Source organism: Pseudomonas sp. NFACC37-1, assembly GCF_900101575.1.
GTDB lineage: Bacteria > Pseudomonadota > Gammaproteobacteria > Pseudomonadales > Pseudomonadaceae > Aquipseudomonas > Aquipseudomonas fluorescens_AA.
Map to the genome: position 1 here is coordinate 13,015 of NZ_FMUZ01000013.1, position 16,153 is coordinate 29,167.

Annotated in this window: 15 protein-coding genes and 1 pseudogene; 9 read left to right on the forward strand and 7 right to left on the reverse strand. The window is 59.9% G+C overall.

The window, feature by feature from the left end; all coding sequences use genetic code 11:
- Positions 1–364: 364 nt before the first annotated feature.
- The 7 genes from glyA (at position 365) to fdhA (ending at position 9,479) form a co-directional block, all read left to right on the forward strand.
- Positions 365–1,618, forward strand: a complete 1,254-nt coding sequence (gene glyA, locus BLP82_RS15405; RefSeq protein WP_003206308.1) for a serine hydroxymethyltransferase — start codon at positions 365–367, stop codon at positions 1,616–1,618.
- A 21-nt stretch (positions 1,619–1,639) separates the two neighbouring features.
- Positions 1,640–2,890, forward strand: coding sequence for a sarcosine oxidase subunit beta (locus BLP82_RS15410; RefSeq protein WP_003177603.1), 1,251 nt, complete (start codon positions 1,640–1,642; stop codon positions 2,888–2,890).
- A 15-nt stretch (positions 2,891–2,905) separates the two neighbouring features.
- Positions 2,906–3,235 (forward strand): sarcosine oxidase subunit delta, encoded by a 330-nt coding sequence (locus tag BLP82_RS15415; RefSeq protein WP_014340581.1) that lies wholly within the window; start codon positions 2,906–2,908, stop codon positions 3,233–3,235.
- Positions 3,232–6,249, forward strand: a complete 3,018-nt coding sequence (locus BLP82_RS15420; RefSeq protein ID WP_060740299.1) for a sarcosine oxidase subunit alpha — start codon at positions 3,232–3,234, stop codon at positions 6,247–6,249. The genes BLP82_RS15415 and BLP82_RS15420 overlap by 4 nt, the downstream gene beginning before the upstream one ends.
- Positions 6,250–6,384: 135 nt before the next feature.
- Entirely contained in the window at positions 6,385–7,017 is a 633-nt protein-coding gene (locus tag BLP82_RS15425; RefSeq protein WP_092169451.1) for a sarcosine oxidase subunit gamma, read from the forward strand.
- A 205-nt stretch (positions 7,018–7,222) separates the two neighbouring features.
- On the forward strand, positions 7,223–8,080 hold the full coding sequence (gene purU / locus BLP82_RS15430) for a formyltetrahydrofolate deformylase (RefSeq protein ID WP_060740301.1): 858 nt from the start codon (positions 7,223–7,225) through the stop codon (positions 8,078–8,080).
- A 199-nt stretch (positions 8,081–8,279) separates the two neighbouring features.
- Entirely contained in the window at positions 8,280–9,479 is a 1,200-nt protein-coding gene (gene fdhA, locus BLP82_RS15435) for a formaldehyde dehydrogenase, glutathione-independent (protein ID WP_092169460.1), read from the forward strand.
- 503 nt (positions 9,480–9,982) lie between these two features.
- On the opposite strand, the gene BLP82_RS15440 is transcribed toward fdhA, so the two are convergent.
- The 5 genes and pseudogenes from BLP82_RS15440 to BLP82_RS15460 form a co-directional block, all read right to left on the reverse strand.
- Positions 9,983–10,195, reverse strand: a complete 213-nt coding sequence (locus tag BLP82_RS15440; RefSeq protein ID WP_092169783.1) for a cold-shock protein — start codon at positions 10,193–10,195, stop codon at positions 9,983–9,985.
- A gap of 178 nt (positions 10,196–10,373) precedes the next feature.
- A complete protein-coding gene (locus BLP82_RS15445) occupies positions 10,374–10,646 on the reverse strand; it encodes a hypothetical protein (RefSeq protein WP_092169463.1) in 273 nt (90 codons plus the stop codon).
- The gene (locus tag BLP82_RS32030; protein ID WP_092169466.1) at positions 10,643–10,783 is read right to left on the reverse strand and encodes an ash family protein; all 141 of its coding nucleotides are present in this window, start codon (positions 10,781–10,783) and stop codon (positions 10,643–10,645) included. Before BLP82_RS32030 ends, BLP82_RS15445 begins: the two co-directional genes overlap by 4 nt.
- 422 nt (positions 10,784–11,205) lie before the next feature.
- A pseudogene (locus tag BLP82_RS32035) lies at positions 11,206–11,780 on the reverse strand (hypothetical protein).
- A gap of 105 nt (positions 11,781–11,885) precedes the next feature.
- Positions 11,886–12,308 carry a DUF3757 domain-containing protein gene (locus tag BLP82_RS15460; protein WP_092169469.1) on the reverse strand — a complete coding sequence of 141 codons (423 nt, stop codon included), beginning with the start codon at positions 12,306–12,308 and terminating at the stop codon, positions 11,886–11,888.
- Positions 12,309–12,611: 303 nt separating this feature from the next.
- Here BLP82_RS15460 and BLP82_RS15465 point away from each other — a divergent pair, with 303 nt between their 5' ends.
- Positions 12,612–13,184, forward strand: coding sequence for a DUF2780 domain-containing protein (locus BLP82_RS15465; protein WP_092169473.1), 573 nt, complete (start codon positions 12,612–12,614; stop codon positions 13,182–13,184).
- Positions 13,185–13,231: 47 nt separating this feature from the next.
- Here the strand turns inward: BLP82_RS15465 and BLP82_RS31660 are convergent, their stop codons facing one another.
- Positions 13,232–14,317, reverse strand: a complete 1,086-nt coding sequence (locus BLP82_RS31660; RefSeq protein WP_256574128.1) for an RHS repeat-associated core domain-containing protein — start codon at positions 14,315–14,317, stop codon at positions 13,232–13,234.
- A gap of 80 nt (positions 14,318–14,397) precedes the next feature.
- Positions 14,398–15,294: an acyltransferase gene (locus tag BLP82_RS15475; protein ID WP_092169478.1), complete on the reverse strand. Its 897-nt coding sequence runs from the start codon at positions 15,292–15,294 to the stop codon at positions 14,398–14,400.
- 328 nt (positions 15,295–15,622) lie between these two features.
- Between BLP82_RS15475 and BLP82_RS15480 the strand changes: the two genes are divergently transcribed.
- Positions 15,623–16,129, forward strand: a complete 507-nt coding sequence (locus tag BLP82_RS15480) for a retropepsin-like aspartic peptidase RloA2 (RefSeq protein ID WP_092169482.1) — start codon at positions 15,623–15,625, stop codon at positions 16,127–16,129.
- The last annotated feature ends 24 nt before the right edge of the window (positions 16,130–16,153 follow it).

The window sequence follows — 16,153 nt, forward strand, 5'->3', positions numbered from 1 at the left end:
GATTTATCTGTGGCGAGGGGATTTATCTGTGGCGAGGGGATTTATCTGTGGTGAGGGGATTTATCCCCGTTGGGCTGCGAAGCAGCCCCCCAAAACTGGCTAATTCGGTCAATCCGACACACCCAGGTGTCTGGTTTTAGGGCCGCTTCGCGCCCCAGCGGGGATAAATCCCCTCGCCACAAGGACCCTGTCTCCAGTCCAAACAGGACCGTGTCTGTTCCTATGTCGTAAACGCACCTTTGCGTGGCGTCCATAGGCATTTGACATGCCTGCGCCAGCCATACCATCGCATCCAAAGGGCACGACCGAATGGTCCGTGCCTCACCGAGACGAAAGGCGCACCGCCGCCGCTGGGAGAGACGCGATGTTCAGCAAACAAGACCAAATTCAAGGCTACGATGATGCGCTGCTGGCGGCGATGAACGCCGAAGAGCAACGCCAGGAAGATCACATCGAGCTGATCGCGTCGGAGAACTACACCAGCAAGCGCGTGATGGAGGCCCAGGGCAGCGGCCTGACCAACAAGTACGCCGAAGGCTATCCGGGCAAGCGCTACTACGGTGGCTGCGAGCACGTCGACAAAGTCGAGGCCCTGGCCATCGAGCGTGCCAAGCAGTTGTTCGGTGCCGATTACGCCAACGTCCAGCCGCACTCCGGGTCTTCGGCCAACAGCGCCGTGTACCTGGCCCTGCTGCAGGCCGGCGACACCATCCTGGGCATGAGCCTGGCCCATGGCGGTCACCTGACCCACGGTGCCAAGGTGTCGTCCTCGGGCAAGCTCTACAACGCGGTGCAATACGGCATCGACACCACCACCGGCCTGATCGACTACGACGAAGTCGAGCGCCTGGCGGTCGAGCACAAGCCGAAAATGATCGTGGCCGGTTTCTCCGCTTACTCCAAGACCCTGGATTTCCCACGTTTCCGCCAGATCGCCGACAAGGTCGGTGCCCTGCTGTTCGTCGACATGGCCCACGTGGCCGGTCTGGTTGCCGCCGGTCTGTACCCGAACCCGCTGCCGTACGCCGACGTGGTCACCACCACCACCCACAAGACCCTGCGCGGTCCGCGTGGTGGCCTGATCCTGGCCAAGGCCAACGAAGAAATCGAGAAGAAGCTCAACGCGGCGGTATTCCCCGGCGCCCAGGGCGGCCCGCTGATGCACGTGATCGCCGGCAAGGCGGTGTGCTTCAAGGAAGCGGCGGAGCCTGGCTTCAAGGCTTATCAGCAGCAAGTGATCGATAACGCCCAGGCCATGGCTGGCGTGTTCATCAAGCGCGGCTACGATGTAGTGTCCGGTGGTACCGATAACCACCTGTTCCTGGTCAGCCTGATCCGTCAGGGCCTGACCGGCAAGGATGCCGATGCTGCCCTGGGCCGCGCCCACATCACCGTCAACAAGAACGCCGTGCCGAACGACCCGCAATCGCCATTCGTGACGTCGGGCCTGCGCATCGGCACCCCGGCGGTGACCACCCGTGGCTTCAAGGTTACCCAGTGCGTCACGCTGGCCGGCTGGATCTGCGACATTCTCGACAACCTCGGCGATGCCGATGTCGAGGCCAATGTCGCCCAGCAAGTGGCGGCCCTGTGCGCGGACTTCCCGGTTTATCGCTGAGTCGGTTTTGGAGTAATGACTATGCAACGCTATTCGGGCTTCGGCCTCTTCAAACACTCACTCAGCCATCACGAAAACTGGCAGCGGATGTGGCGCACGCCGACCCCGAAAAAGGTCTACGACGTGGTCATCGTCGGCGGTGGCGGGCATGGTCTGGCGACCGCCTACTACCTGGCCAAGGAACACGGCATCACCAACGTGGCGGTGGTCGAGAAGGGCTGGTTGGGCGGCGGTAACACCGCGCGCAACACCACCATCGTGCGCTCCAACTACTTGTGGGACGAATCGGCCCACCTGTACGAACACGCGATGAAACTCTGGGAAGGCCTGTCCCAGGACCTGAACTACAACGTGATGTTCTCCCAGCGTGGCGTCTACAACCTGTGCCACACCCTGCAGGACATCCGTGATTCCGAGCGTCGCGTCAGCGCCAACCGCCTCAACGGCGTGGATGGCGAGCTGCTCAACGCCAAGCAAGTGGCCGATGAGATCCCGTACCTGGATTGCTCGAAAAACACCCGCTACCCGGTGATGGGCGCCACCGTCCAGCGTCGCGGCGGCGTGGCCCGTCACGATGCCGTGGCCTGGGGCTTTGCCCGGGCGGCGGACGCGTTGGGCGTGGACCTGATCCAGCAGACCGAAGTGATCGGTTTCCGCAAGGAAAACGGCGTGTGCATCGGCGTGGAAACCAACAAGGGCTTCATCGGCGCCAAGCGCGTCGGCGTGGTGACCGCCGGTAACTCCGGGCACATGGCCAAGCTCGCGGGCTTCCGCCTGCCGATCGAATCCCATCCGCTGCAAGCGTTGGTGTCCGAGCCGATCAAACCGATCATCGACAGCGTGATCATGTCCAACGCCGTGCACGGCTACATCAGCCAGTCCGACAAGGGCGACCTGGTGATCGGTGCCGGTATCGACGGCTACAACGGCTACGGCCAGCGCGGCTCGTACCCGGTGATCGAACACACGGTCCAGGCCATCGTCGAGATGTTCCCGGTTTTGTCCCGCGTACGCATGAACCGCCAGTGGGGCGGCATCGTCGACACCACGCCGGACGCCTGCCCGATCATCTCCAAGACCCCGGTGCCGAACATGTTCTTCAACTGCGGTTGGGGTACCGGCGGCTTCAAGGCCACCCCGGGTTCGGGCAACGTCTTCGCTGCAAGCCTGGCCAAGGGTGAAATGCACCCGCTGGCCGCGCCGTTTTCCATCGACCGTTTCCACAACGGCGCACTGATCGACGAACACGGCGCTGCTGCCGTCGCCCACTAACAGGAGAAATCCCCTATGTTGCACATCTTCTGTCCTCACTGCGGCGAACTGCGCTCCGAAGAGGAATTCCACGCATCCGGCCAGGCGCATATCCCGCGTCCGCTGGATCCGAACGCCTGCACCGACGAGGAGTGGGGCGACTACATGTTCTTCCGTGACAACCCACGCGGGTTGCACCATGAACTGTGGGACCACGTCGCCGGTTGCCGTCAGTACTTCAACGTGACCCGTGACACCGTGACCTACGAGATTCTCGAAACCTACAAGATCGGCCAAAAGCCGCAGTTCACCGACAAGGCTGACAGTCCGAAAGCGGCTGCACAGGCTCTGGGAGAGAAGGTATGAGCCAGATCAATCGCCTGTCCAACGGCGGACGGATCGACCGCAACAAAGTGCTGAGCTTCACCTTCAACGGCCAGACCTACAAAGGCTTCGAGGGCGACTCCCTGGCCGCTGCGCTGCTGGCCAACGGTGTCGACATCATCGGTCGCAGCTTCAAGTATTCCCGGCCGCGCGGCATCTTCGCCGCCGGCGCAGAAGAGCCGAACGCGGTGCTGCAGATCGGTGCCACCGAAGCCACGCAGATCCCTAACGTGCGCGCCACGCAACAGGCGCTGTACCAAGGTTTGGTCGCCACCAGCACCAACGGCTGGCCGAACGTGAACAACGACATGATGGGCATTCTCGGCAAGGTCGGCGGCAAGCTGATGCCGCCGGGCTTCTACTACAAAACCTTCATGTACCCGCAATCGTTCTGGATGACCTACGAGAAGTACATCCGCAAGGCCGCCGGCCTGGGCCGCTCGCCGACCGAGAACGATCCGGACACCTACGACTACATGAACCGTCACTGCGACGTGTTGATCGTCGGTGCTGGCCCTGCCGGCCTGGCCGCCGCATTGGCCGCGGCCCGCAGCGGTGCGCGCGTCATCCTGGCCGATGAGCAGGAAGAGTTCGGCGGCAGCCTGCTCGACTCCCGCGAGAGCCTGGACGGCAAGCCGGCGACCGAATGGGTAGCCTCTGTTGTCGCTGAACTCAAGTCGATGCCCGACGTGGTGTTGCTGCCTCGTGCCACGGTGAACGGTTACCACGACCATAACTTCCTGACCATCCACGAGCGCCTCACCGACCACCTCGGTGACCGCGCACCGATCGGCCAGGTTCGCCAGCGCATCAACCGCGTTCGCGCCAAGCGCGTGGTGCTGGCGACCGGCGCCTGCGAGCGCCCGCTGGTCTACGGCAACAACGACGTGCCGGGCAACATGCTGGCCGGTGCGGTGTCGACCTACGTGCGTCGCTACGGCGTGGCACCGGGCAAGAAACTGGTGCTGAGCACCAACAACGACCACGCCTATCGCGTAGCACTGGACTGGTTCGACGCCGGTCTGCAAGTGGTGGCCGTGGCCGATGCGCGCAGCAACCCACGTGGCGCGCTGGTGGAAGAAGCCCGCGCCAAGGGCATCCGTATCCTCACCGGCAGCGCCGTGGTCGAGGCCCGTGGCAGCAAGCGTGTCACCGGGGCCCGTGTTGCCGCGATCGACGTCCGCGCCCATAAAGTCACCAGCCCAGGCGAATGGCTGGACTGCGACCTGGTGGCCAGCTCCGGCGGCTACAGCCCGGTGGTTCACTTGGCTTCGCACCTGGGCGGCAAGCCGATCTGGCGTGAAGACATCCTCGGTTTCGTACCGGGCGAAGCACCGCAAAAACGTGTCTGCGTCGGCGGTGTGAACGGTGTCTACAGCCTCGGCGACAGCTTGGCCGATGGCTTCGAGGGCGGCGTGCGCGCGGCCAGCGAAGCCGGCTTCAAAGCGGTGGAGGGCGTATTGCCCAAAGCCCTGAGCCGTCATGAAGAGCCGACCCTGGCGCTGTTCCAGGTGCCTCACGAAAAATCCACCGCACGGGCGCCGAAGCAATTCGTCGACCTGCAGAACGACGTGACCGCCGCCGCCATCGAACTCGCCACCCGCGAAGGCTTCGAGTCGGTGGAACACGTCAAGCGCTACACCGCACTGGGCTTCGGTACTGACCAGGGCAAACTGGGCAACGTCAACGGCCTGGCCATCGCGGCCCGTTCGCTGAACGTGAGCATCCCGCAGATGGGCACCACCATGTTCCGTCCGAACTACACGCCGGTGACTTTCGGCGCGGTGGCTGGCCGGCACTGTGGGCACATCTTCGAGCCGGTGCGCTTCACCGCACTGCATGCCTGGCATGTGAAGAATGGCGCCGAGTTCGAAGACGTCGGCCAATGGAAACGCCCTTGGTACTTCCCGAAGAACGGCGAAGACATGCACGCCGCGGTCAAGCGCGAATGCAAGGCGGTACGTGACAGCGTCGGCCTGCTGGACGCCTCGACCCTGGGCAAGATCGACATCCAGGGCCCGGATGCCCGCGAGTTCCTCAACCGCGTCTACACCAACGCCTGGACCAAGCTCGACGTGGGCAAGGCCCGCTACGGCCTGATGTGCAAGGAAGACGGCATGGTCTTCGACGACGGCGTAACGGCCTGTCTGGCGGACAACCACTTCCTGATGACCACCACCACGGGCGGCGCGGCGCGCGTGCTGCAATGGCTGGAGATCTATCACCAGACCGAATGGCCGGACCTGAAGGTGTACTTCACCTCGGTCACCGACCACTGGGCGACCATGACCCTGTCGGGCCCCAACAGCCGCAAGCTGCTGAGCGAAGTCACCGACATCGACCTGGACAAGGACGCGTTCCCGTTCATGACCTGGAAGGAAGGCCTGGTGGGTGGCGTGCCGGCACGGGTGTTCCGGATCTCGTTCACCGGTGAACTGTCGTACGAAATCAACGTACAGGCCGACTACGCCATGGGCGTGCTCGAGCAGATCGTCGAGGCCGGGAAGAAATACAACCTGACCCCGTACGGCACCGAGACCATGCACGTATTGCGGGCCGAGAAGGGCTTCATCATCGTCGGCCAGGACACTGACAGCTCGATGACGCCGGACGACCTGAACATGGGCTGGTGCGTAGGCCGGACCAAACCGTTCTCGTGGATCGGCTGGCGCGGCATGAATCGCGAAGATTGCGTGCGTGAAGACCGCAAGCAACTGGTGGGTCTCAAGCCGATCGACCCGAATGTCTGGCTGCCGGAAGGCGCGCAACTGGTGTTCAACACCAAGCAGGCGATCCCGATGACCATGGTCGGTCACGTGACCTCCAGCTACGCCCACAACTCCCTGGGTTATTCGTTTGCCATGGGTGTGGTCAAGGGCGGCCTGAAGCGGATGGGCGAACGAGTGTTCGCGCCATTGGCCGATGGCAGCGTGATCGAGGCAGAGATCGTTTCTTCGGTGTTCTTCGATCCGAAGGGGGATCGGCAGAATATTTGATACCTGATCGTTCCCACGCTCTGCGTGGGAATGCATCCCGGGACGCTCCGCGTCCCAAAAGCGGACGCAGAGCGTCCATGGCGGCATTCCCACGCAGAGCGTGGGAACGATCAATCTACGAGACAGGTGCTCCATATGACCGCAGTCAACGTGTACCAACAACGCCCAACCACCGGGGCCAAGGCCGAGTCGTCGCTGCACCATGCCGACCTCGCCAGCCTGGTGGGCAAGGGTCGCAAGAACGCCGGTGTGACCGTGCGCGAGAAAAAACTCCTGGGTCACCTGACCCTTCGTGGCGACGGCCACGACCCGGCGTTCGCCGCGGGCGTGCACAAGGCCCTGGGCCTGGAATTGCCAGGCGCCCTGACCGTCATCGTCAAGGGTGAAACCAGCCTGCAATGGCTCGGCCCGGATGAATGGCTGCTGGTGGTGCCCACTGGCGAAGAATTCGCCGCCGAGCAGAAACTGCGTGAGGCCCTGGGCGACCTGCATATCCAGATCGTCAACGTCAGCGGCGGCCAGCAGCTCCTCGAGCTGTCCGGCCCGAACGTGCGCGACGTGCTGATGAAGTCCACCAGCTACGATGTACACCCAAGCAACTTCCCGGTGGGCAAGGCCGTGGGTACGGTGTTCGCCAAGTCGCAACTGGTGATCCGCCACACGGGCGAAGACACCTGGGAGCTGGTGATCCGCCGCAGCTTCTCCGATTACTGGTGGCTGTGGTTGCAGGATGCCGCGGCTGAGTATGGGTTGAGCGTGCAGGCCTAAAAACACGGTCTAAAGCCGAACACTTTTGTGGTGAGGGGATTTATCCCCGTTGGGCTGCGTAGCAGCCCCAAACCTGCTACTTCAGAGTGTCAGGTTGTTCTCATCAAGCTTTTGAGGCTGCTTCGCAGCCCAGCGGGGATAAATCCCCTCGCCACAGAGTTCTGTGTTCGGCGGGGTTTAGCCATAACGAACAGGAGTCACCGCAATGAGCCGCGCCCCGGATACATGGATCTTGACTGCCGACTGCCCCAGCGTGCTCGGCACCGTGGACGCGGTGACCCGCTTTCTGTTCGAGCAGGGCTGCTATGTCACCGAGCACCACTCCTTCGACGACCGGCTTTCGGCGCGTTTCTTCATTCGCGTGGAGTTTCGTCAGCCCGACGGTTTTGACGAGCAGGCCTTTCGCGCCGGCCTGGCCGAACGTGCGCAAGCTTTCGGCATGGTCTTCGAACTGACGCCGCCCAACTATCGGCCCAAAGTGGTGATCATGGTCTCCAAGGCCGATCACTGCCTCAACGATTTGCTCTATCGCCAGCGCATCGGCCAGTTGTCCATGGACGTGGTGGCCGTGGTGTCCAACCACCCGGACCTCAAGCCGCTGGCCGACTGGCACCAGATTCCCTACTACCATTTCCCCCTGGACCCGAACGACAAGCCGGCCCAGGAGCGACAGGTATGGCAGGTGATCGAAGACACCGGTGCCGAGCTGGTGATCCTTGCCCGCTACATGCAAGTGCTGTCGCCGGAGTTGTGCCGCAAGCTCGATGGCAAGGCGATCAACATCCATCACTCGCTGCTGCCGGGCTTCAAGGGCGCCAAGCCGTATCACCAGGCCTATAACAAAGGCGTGAAGCTGGTCGGTGCGACGGCGCACTACATCAACAACGACCTGGACGAAGGCCCGATCATCGCCCAGGGCGTGGAAGTGGTGGACCACAGCCACTATCCCGAGGATTTGATTGCCAAGGGACGGGACATCGAAGGGCTGACCCTGGCCCGGGCCGTGGGGTATCACATCGAAAGAAGGGTGTTTTTGAACGCCAATCGCACGGTCGTTCTTTAGTTTTTTGGGGCCGCTTCGCAGCCCATTCGCGAGCAAGCTCGCTCCCACAGGTCCACCAAAAATACAATGTGGGAGCGGGCTTGCCCGCGAAGAGGCCCTTACAGACAACAAAGAAACAAGACACAAGCACTACCCGAGCAATCAACGCGCTGCCTGCCTGGGCAACGCAGTTCCACAAAAACAACAGCGAGGTGAAAGCATGTCTGGTAATCGTGGTGTCGTGTATCTCGGCAACGGCAAGGTCGAAGTACAGAAAATCGACTATCCAAAAATGCAGGACCCGCGCGGCAGGAAGATTGAGCACGGTGTCATCCTGCGCGTGGTCTCCACCAACATCTGCGGCTCCGACCAACACATGGTCCGCGGTCGCACCACTGCCCAGACCGGCCTGGTCCTGGGTCACGAGATCACCGGTGAAGTGATCGAAAAGGGCAGCGACGTCGAGAACCTGAAAATCGGTGACCTGGTGTCGGTGCCGTTCAACGTGGCTTGCGGGCGCTGCCGTTCCTGCAAGGAGCAACACACGGGCGTCTGCCTGAGCGTCAACCCGGCCCGTGCCGGCGGTGCCTACGGTTATGTGGACATGGGCGACTGGACCGGCGGCCAAGCCGAATACGTGCTGGTGCCGTACGCCGACTTCAACCTGCTGAAACTGCCGGACCGCGACAAGGCCATGGAGAAGATCCGTGACCTGACCTGCCTGTCCGACATTCTGCCGACCGGCTACCACGGCGCCGTCACTGCGGGTGTTGGCCCTGGCAGCACCGTCTACATCGCGGGTGCCGGCCCGGTTGGCCTGGCGGCTGCCGCTTCCGCTCGCCTGTTGGGCGCGGCGGTGGTGATCATCGGCGACGTCAACCCGATCCGCCTGGCTCACGCCAAGGCCCAGGGTTTCGAAATTGCCGACCTGTCCACCGATACACCGTTGCACGAACAGATCGCTGCGCTGCTGGGCGAGCCTGAAGTCGACTGTGCTGTCGATGCGGTAGGCTTCGAAGCCCGCGGCCATGGCCATGACGGCGTCAAGCACGAAGCCCCGGCCACCGTGCTCAACTCGTTGATGGGTGTGGTCCGCGTCGCTGGCAAGATCGGTATTCCCGGCCTCTACGTCACCGAAGATCCGGGCGCAGTCGATGCGGCGGCCAAAATGGGCAGCCTGAGCATCCGTTTCGGCCTGGGCTGGGCCAAATCCCACAGCTTCCACACCGGCCAGACCCCGGTGATGAAGTACAACCGCCAGCTGATGCAGGCGATCATGTGGGACCGCATCAACATCGCCGAAATCGTCGGTGTGCAGGTTATCAGCCTGGATGATGCGCCGAAGGGCTATGGCGAGTTCGATGCGGGCGTGCCGAAGAAGTTTGTGATTGATCCGCATAAGTTGTTCAGTGCGGCGTAAAGCAGTAGGCAGGACGGAAAAAGGGCGACAGTGATGTCGCCCTTTTTTATTTGTCTTGGCTGGCTTCGTGCAAAAAATGGGATGTACGGAATGAGTTATCAACTCCCTTTGGTGAGTGTCAGTGTTCGCTTCTTGGTGTTCCCATATTGGTCTATTGGTATCTCCACAGCATATACGCAGGTGTTTGGGGATGAGCTTTCCAGTGCTAAGCCATTCAGCAACAGGATATTGTCCCCATGGGCCTGCCCCGACCAGCCTGAACTGCTCACTTTATATTCGTAAGACCCTACCGGATCATTCGGCGAGGTATTGGGTAATGGAGTAGCTACTATCTCTTGTATAGAGGGACAACTTGCTGCGTACACAGTATGAACGGCGCCTAGTAGCCCAGCGATGGATAGCAGGCCAGCAAAAAAAATTTTGTTCATGATTTTCATTCCAAACAGATAGGAACTAACTGGGTTATCTTTCATAGCGCGATCATCGACTGGAAGGGCCGGTCATTATTCCGGCATCACTCTCGTAGCCTGCATGCCTTTCGCCCCCCTCTCGATTTCAAAGGAAACGGTTTGCCTTTCCTTCAGCGTTTTATAACCCTCGCCGGATATTGCGGAATAGTGCACGAACAATTCTTCACCACCTTTGCCACATGTAATAAAGCCATAGCCTTTTGCATCGTTAAACCATTTAACGGTTCCTATGATTCGGTCGCTCATTTTTATTGTCTCTGCTTGCCCGAATGTATAAGGCCGATTGTCCATGGCCTTGTTATCGTTGACACGGTTCGAGCTTAAAGTCGGGCCGGACAGCTGCCTACTGTCAGAGTTGACAGTAGGCAATACCGAGAGGAAATAACCGGTGGCAGGTGATATTCAGATGACCGTCACGTGGCGGTCATGCCATAGCTTGCGCCTGTAAGCGGCGGCCGATCACGTCCAGCACATCGCAACCGTCGCGCAAGGGAATCGCCAGGAGCAGGGCGAAGTCTTGGAGGACGACGGCGTCGGAACTGATCTCCTCGCGGAAGGCGATGTTCTCCAGTAGTTGGGTGGCGGCACGGATGCGGTAGGCGGCGGTTTCGTAGAGGACGTCGAGGGGGGCTTGGGTGTCGATGAGCAGGGTGGCGGGGGTGCAGTCGACGCCGGTGATGGGGATGTATCGGTTCATTGGGCAAAACTCCGTAGTTCGGTGAGTGCCACCACGCACTCGTCGCCAAACGAATGGGTGGTAGCTGTACGCGGGTTGGCGAACCGGGTTACTACGGAAACCGGCAGACCCGAAGATCTCCCGCGCACAGCTACCATTGAGCAGTTTTGCGAGTGCAAAAGCCCGTGCCAAAAAGCAGGGCTTCTGACCGTAGTTTATCGAGTCGCCAAACCCGAGTCGCCATGTGGACGACGGGAAGAACTATAGGCATCGCCTATTGGGCTGGGCAAGGCTCGCTGTTGCGGGGGATTTCCCAAGTAGTTGTGGGATTTTTGGTCGTGAGTATTCAGGCGGGAACACCGCGTCCATTGTGGTGAGGGAGCTTGCTCCCGCTGGGCTGCGAAGCGGCCCCCAAACCAGACAACCCGGTGTGTCAGGAGGATTGAGTTCGCTGCTTTAGGGCTGCTGCGCAGCCCAGCGGGGATAAATCCCCTCGCCACAAAGGAAGAGCAGCCCCTGCTTTTCAGATACCAGCGGCGAGCGCTTCGCACTCGAGCGGGAGCAAGCTCCCTCGCCACGGTTATGGGTGTGCAGCTGCGGCCCCGACCCGGTCGCAGAATTCAGGGTAGAAACCCCGGGCGCTGGGGCCTTGGCAATAGTCTTGCGCCTGGGTCAGGGCATCGGCGCTGAAGTTCAGGCCACGGGGCATGCTGGCGAAGGTGACGTAGCCGCCCTGTTGCGTCTTGATGGCGTCGAAACCCTGCATGTCGTAGACCAGTTCCACGTCATCGTCGGCCAGCAGTCGCGCCTTGACCGTCACTTGCGTGTATTGCTTGCCCCCTGGCGCGCCATTGAGTGCCGCCAGGCCATGGCCGACCACACGCAGCATGTGCGGGACCCAGGGCTCGCAATTGTCCGTGCAAGCGCCGGGACGGTAGAGCACGGTCAGCGTCTCTGATCGCGGCTGACCTCGGTCAGGGCCGGGTCGGAGCGTTTGATGCGATGCTCGATGGTCAACCAGGTCTTCTGCGCGTCGCTGACGTCGTCGGCAAGCTCCGGATTCAGCGGACCCCGCTGGCATTCGGTGACGCCAAAGGCAAGGAGCATGCCCGTCAGAATGACCGCGAGGGTGGCGCCGCCGATTTTTACGTTCATGGGCAAACTCTGCTGGAGGAAGCCGCACTGTACGGTAATGGTGCAGGCGAGGGCAGGGGGCTTTGGGCGGCGGTGCTGGAACGGTGACGCGGTTACCAGGACCGATCAATAAATCAAGTTGAAGTAGTCGCCGTCCATCAACCTGCACACTTGGGTATCCGGGCTTTCGCAGCGATTGCTCATCCACTTTGAAAAGGCCGGTTCCAGGATTTGTTGATCGTCCAACTTCAGATTGATCGCCCCGTACCTGCACGTGATGGTCGCACGGGGGGCTGTCTGCTCGTCCCCATCGTCCTCATGGATGACGTACTCGGCACCTTCGAATTGCAACGAGGTCGGGTCGACCACGTCCACCAGGCTTTCGCTCTTCCATTCGAGGTCTTCCCGAATATCGACGAAGTAAACGTCTTCCAGGGATTCAATGTTCCGGTGAATGTCAGTGACGGCGGGGCACGTTATTTCACTGGCATGGACGGGACCGATGATCAGCAAAAGCAAGACCGCGCCTCCAACCAGTATTTTTTTCATGTGCCAGGCTCCAGGGCTCAGTTCGACAATTTCACGGCTTTGGTCGGGGCGGGCTACTGTCAATGTTGGCCGTTATTTATGTCAATTTAGAACTGTATAGGGATGTTTGGTAACTTTTTGCTATATAAAAAGGCGCAGTTTTCGTTAAATCAGATGCTTCCTACGGCCCTTGAAGAATTTTCTGTAATGGCTATCGGCCATTCTCGTAATACGTTTAGGAACAATCCCCGTCCGTGCCAGTCCAACGCACGTTTTAAGCCGCTCGTTATGGGCGGCTTTTTCATGCTCAAGAGGATGTACCGGATGAAGGTTTCACGTGGTTTTGCACTGTCTTGGCTGCTGACACTGGCCGCCAGCCCGGCCTTCGCGCAGTTCAGCCTCAGCGATGCGGCCAATGTGGTGTCGGCGATGCAGGGCAACTCAGGTGAGGAAGAGGGCGTCGTAGCCGCCGCGCCGAAAGCGGCCGGCTTGCTCAACACCCTGGGCTCGGAACTCAAGATCACGCCGGAACAGGCCATCGGCGGCGCCGGTGCGATGCTGGGGCTGGCGAAGAATCGGCTCAGCGAGCCGCAGTTTTCTGAGTTGAGCAAAAGCGTGCCGGGGCTGGATCAAATTGCCGGCAACAGCGCCATTGGTGGGCTAAATGGCCTGGGCGGTTTGTTGGGTGGTGGATCCGATAAAAATGCCCTGCTCGATGGCTTGCTGGGTAATGTCAAGGACACCAATGATTTGAACAATGCCTTCAGTGCGCTGGGTATGGACAGTGGGATGATTGGGCAGTTTGCTCCGGTGATTCTTGAGTATCTTGGGCAGCAAGGTGTGGGTGGTTCGTTGTTGCAAGGACTGGGAGGGATCTGGGGGGCTGGCGCTATCTGATTTTTGAGGCATCGAGCCCCTTCGTTTCGTTCTTGTTATAGAGTCGGTCAGAGGCTTCCTCGACGAATGATAATAATTACATGCTCTGTCTCGAATATCACTTCTTTATGTGAAGGCAGTTTTTCCAGTTCATCGGCAAGGGTATAAGAGTGGCGACGGTTTATTCGGGATTTATAAGCACTTTTAAAGTTTAAGGTCTCACCTGTTATAAGGCTCGTTGGCCTATAGGAATAGCCGGGTGTTGCGTGAGTAGGGAAGAGATTTTGAGCCATATTTAAACTTATTGTTTTGCTGGCTTCAGAGCTACTGATGCCAGGTTTACGACCTAAGCCGACTTCAATTACTTTGTCCAGTGGGGTTTCAGCGGTTCCGCGACGATTGTAAATGTTTTTATTCAAGTAAATTTTAAAATTGCTATTTGAAGCTTGATCTGTCATTTCTTTTGTTTCTTTGGAAACTAGTCTTAAGCTGTTCATGTCGCTGCTTGATAAATATTTCGATATTTCTTGAAAGCTATTTGGATCCAAGTCAGTTAAGCGCATTTTTTTTGCTGGAGAATTCGCAAAAAAATTTTTGAAAAAACGGGTCAGTCTAGTAAATATGTGTCCTGTTGGGTCCGTCCGGTTTATTGGATCTGCTTTACAGTACGCGTATGTGTTCAGTCCCCCTTCCCCAAACGGACTCCAACTATCCGGACTATTAAACCGCATCAAAACCGTATTGAACGCCCGATACCCATTCCCCAACAAATAATGTCCCGTCACTGGATCAGGCCGTTCCCCATTGAACCCAAGCAAACTGAGCAAGCCGTTCTCCGCCGGGCGATGGCCGTAGGGCGTGTAGGCGAGGGGATGGAGGCGGGGGGCGTCGAGGGCGTTCAGGACTGAGCGCTGGTGATCGGTCGCCAGTAGGGTGGTGTCGACCTTTGCATTCTCACGCCGAAGTTGCGCTAACAGTTGGTCGTCATGCTGGAATACGCTGCGTTGCACCGCCCCCTGTATCTCGGTCGCCAGCCGGCTCTTGCAATAAAAGCGCTGGGTGCGGGCCTCGACAGCGGGCGCACAATCGATCAGGCGATCCAGTGGGTCGTAGCGATAGCGGCACAACACGGTTTCATGAGGGGCGGCAGGCATACACCGGGCTCCGTGCAAGGTCCAAAAATCCGGACCCTCAGCATCGTAGGTTTCCCCGCCGCTGCCTACTATCAGAACTGTTAGGAACCCTGCTGCCCTTCGCGACGCAAGGCCGCGATGCGCCGATCCTTTTCAGTCCATAGCTGGTTGACCCAATCCTGCACGTGCTGGCGAAACACCGGATCGTTTTCGTAATCGCCCTGCCACAACGCCGGGTCCAGTTCGCGGGTCTGGATGTCGACGATGACCCTGGGCACCGCGCCGCTGATCAAGTCCCAGAACCCGGGAATCTTCTCTTGCGGGTACACCACCGTCACGTCCAGTACCGCATCCAGTTGTTCACCCATGGCCGCCAGCACGAACGCCACGCCACCGGCCTTGGGTTTGAGCAGATGGGTGAAGGGCGATTGCTGTTGTTGGCTTTTGGTGGTGGTGAAGCGGGTGCCTTCGAGGTAGTTGACCACGGTGACCGGTTGCCGCTTGAACAGCTCGCAGGCGGCCTTGGTGATTTCCAGATCCTTGCCGGCCAGCTCCGGGTTCTTCGCCAGGAACGCCTTGGTGTAGCGTTTCATGAAAGGGTAATCCAAGGCCCACCAGGCCAGCCCCAGGAACGGTACCCAGATCAGTTCCTTCTTGAGGAAGAACTTGAAGAACGGCGTGCGCCGGTTGAGGGTCTGGACGAGGGCGGGGATGTCCACCCAGGACTGGTGATTGCTGATCACCAGGTAAGAGGTATCGCTGCGCAGGTCCGCACCGCCGCGAATGTCCCAGCGGGTAGGGATGCACAGGGCAAAGATCAGTTTGTCGATCTCGGCCCAGGTCTCGGCGATCCACATCACCGCCCACGAGGCGTAGTCGCGAAAGCGCCCGGGCAGGACCAGTTTGAGCAGTGCGAACACCATCAGCGGCCCGAACAGCACCAGGGTGTTGAGCAACAGCAGCAGGGTGACGAAACAGCCGGTGAGCAGGCGGCGCATAGATGACTCTTGCGAACGGGTGGGCGGGCCATGATAAGCAAGCTTCGGGCGGTAGGCCAAATCGGTGTGGACGAATGTTTCACCTTTTGATCGGTATGCTGGGTTTGCTTCTGTGGCGAGGGGATTTATCCCCGTCGGGCTGCGCGGCGGCCCGGATTCTGTACAGCGATTCAGCACCATGGCGAGCGCTTCGCACTCGAACGGGGATAAATCCCCTCGCCACAGGGGCCGCGCCGGGCTGGTTGTTCTCGGCTATCGATCTTGAAGTACGCAGAACGAATCCCTTTGCCACTGTCTAAAAGCCCACCCATACAGGAAGCCTTATTCCATGAAATCCCTTCTCGCCCTGCTTACCCTGGTGGCCCTCCCAGTGCTGGCCGCTGAGCCGACCCTGTACGGGCGCTACGAATACATTGCGCTGCCGGAAATCGGCGGTGAAGTACTCAAGGCCAAGATGGACACCGGTGCGTTGACGGCCTCGTTGTCGGCCAAGGACATCGAGACCTTCACCCGTGACGGCGATGACTGGGTGCGCTTTCGCCTGGCGACCAAGGATGCGAGCAACAAGATCTATGAACACAAGGTCGCGCGCATCAGCAAGATCAAGACCCGCTCCGAAGAAGATGAAGACGACGACGAAAAGATCGCCCCCAGCAAGCGCCCGGTGGTGGAGCTGGAAATGTGCCTGGGCAACGTCAAGCGCACCGTGGAAGCCAACCTGACCGACCGCAGCAGTTTCAACTACCCGTTGCTGATCGGCGCCAAGGCGTTGCGTGAGTTCGGCGCGGCGGTGAACCCGGCCCGGCGTTATACGGCGGATAAACCCGACTGCTGATTTCCCCGATTGACGTGATGCGAG

Excerpts from the sequence above, each read along its gene's own strand:
- purU (WP_060740301.1), top strand. The coding sequence starts at position 7,223 with ATGAGCCGCGCCCCGGATACATGGATCTTGACTGCCGACTGCCCCAGC.
- fdhA (WP_092169460.1), top strand. The coding sequence starts at position 8,280 with ATGTCTGGTAATCGTGGTGTCGTGTATCTCGGCAACGGCAAGGTCGAA.
- BLP82_RS15465 (WP_092169473.1), top strand. The coding sequence starts at position 12,612 with ATGAAGGTTTCACGTGGTTTTGCACTGTCTTGGCTGCTGACACTGGCC.
- BLP82_RS15420 (WP_060740299.1), top strand. The coding sequence starts at position 3,232 with ATGAGCCAGATCAATCGCCTGTCCAACGGCGGACGGATCGACCGCAAC.
- BLP82_RS15410 (WP_003177603.1), top strand. The coding sequence starts at position 1,640 with ATGCAACGCTATTCGGGCTTCGGCCTCTTCAAACACTCACTCAGCCAT.
- BLP82_RS32030 (WP_092169466.1), bottom strand. The coding sequence starts at position 10,783 with ATGGTAGCTGTGCGCGGGAGATCTTCGGGTCTGCCGGTTTCCGTAGTA.
- BLP82_RS15475 (WP_092169478.1), bottom strand. The coding sequence starts at position 15,294 with ATGCGCCGCCTGCTCACCGGCTGTTTCGTCACCCTGCTGCTGTTGCTC.
- BLP82_RS15480 (WP_092169482.1), top strand. The coding sequence starts at position 15,623 with ATGAAATCCCTTCTCGCCCTGCTTACCCTGGTGGCCCTCCCAGTGCTG.
- BLP82_RS15445 (WP_092169463.1), bottom strand. The coding sequence starts at position 10,646 with ATGAACCGATACATCCCCATCACCGGCGTCGACTGCACCCCCGCCACC.
- BLP82_RS31660 (WP_256574128.1), bottom strand. The coding sequence starts at position 14,317 with ATGCCTGCCGCCCCTCATGAAACCGTGTTGTGCCGCTATCGCTACGAC.
- BLP82_RS15460 (WP_092169469.1), bottom strand. The coding sequence starts at position 12,308 with ATGAAAAAAATACTGGTTGGAGGCGCGGTCTTGCTTTTGCTGATCATC.
- glyA (WP_003206308.1), top strand. The coding sequence starts at position 365 with ATGTTCAGCAAACAAGACCAAATTCAAGGCTACGATGATGCGCTGCTG.
- BLP82_RS15425 (WP_092169451.1), top strand. The coding sequence starts at position 6,385 with ATGACCGCAGTCAACGTGTACCAACAACGCCCAACCACCGGGGCCAAG.
- BLP82_RS15440 (WP_092169783.1), bottom strand. The coding sequence starts at position 10,195 with ATGAGCGACCGAATCATAGGAACCGTTAAATGGTTTAACGATGCAAAA.
- BLP82_RS15415 (WP_014340581.1), top strand. The coding sequence starts at position 2,906 with ATGTTGCACATCTTCTGTCCTCACTGCGGCGAACTGCGCTCCGAAGAG.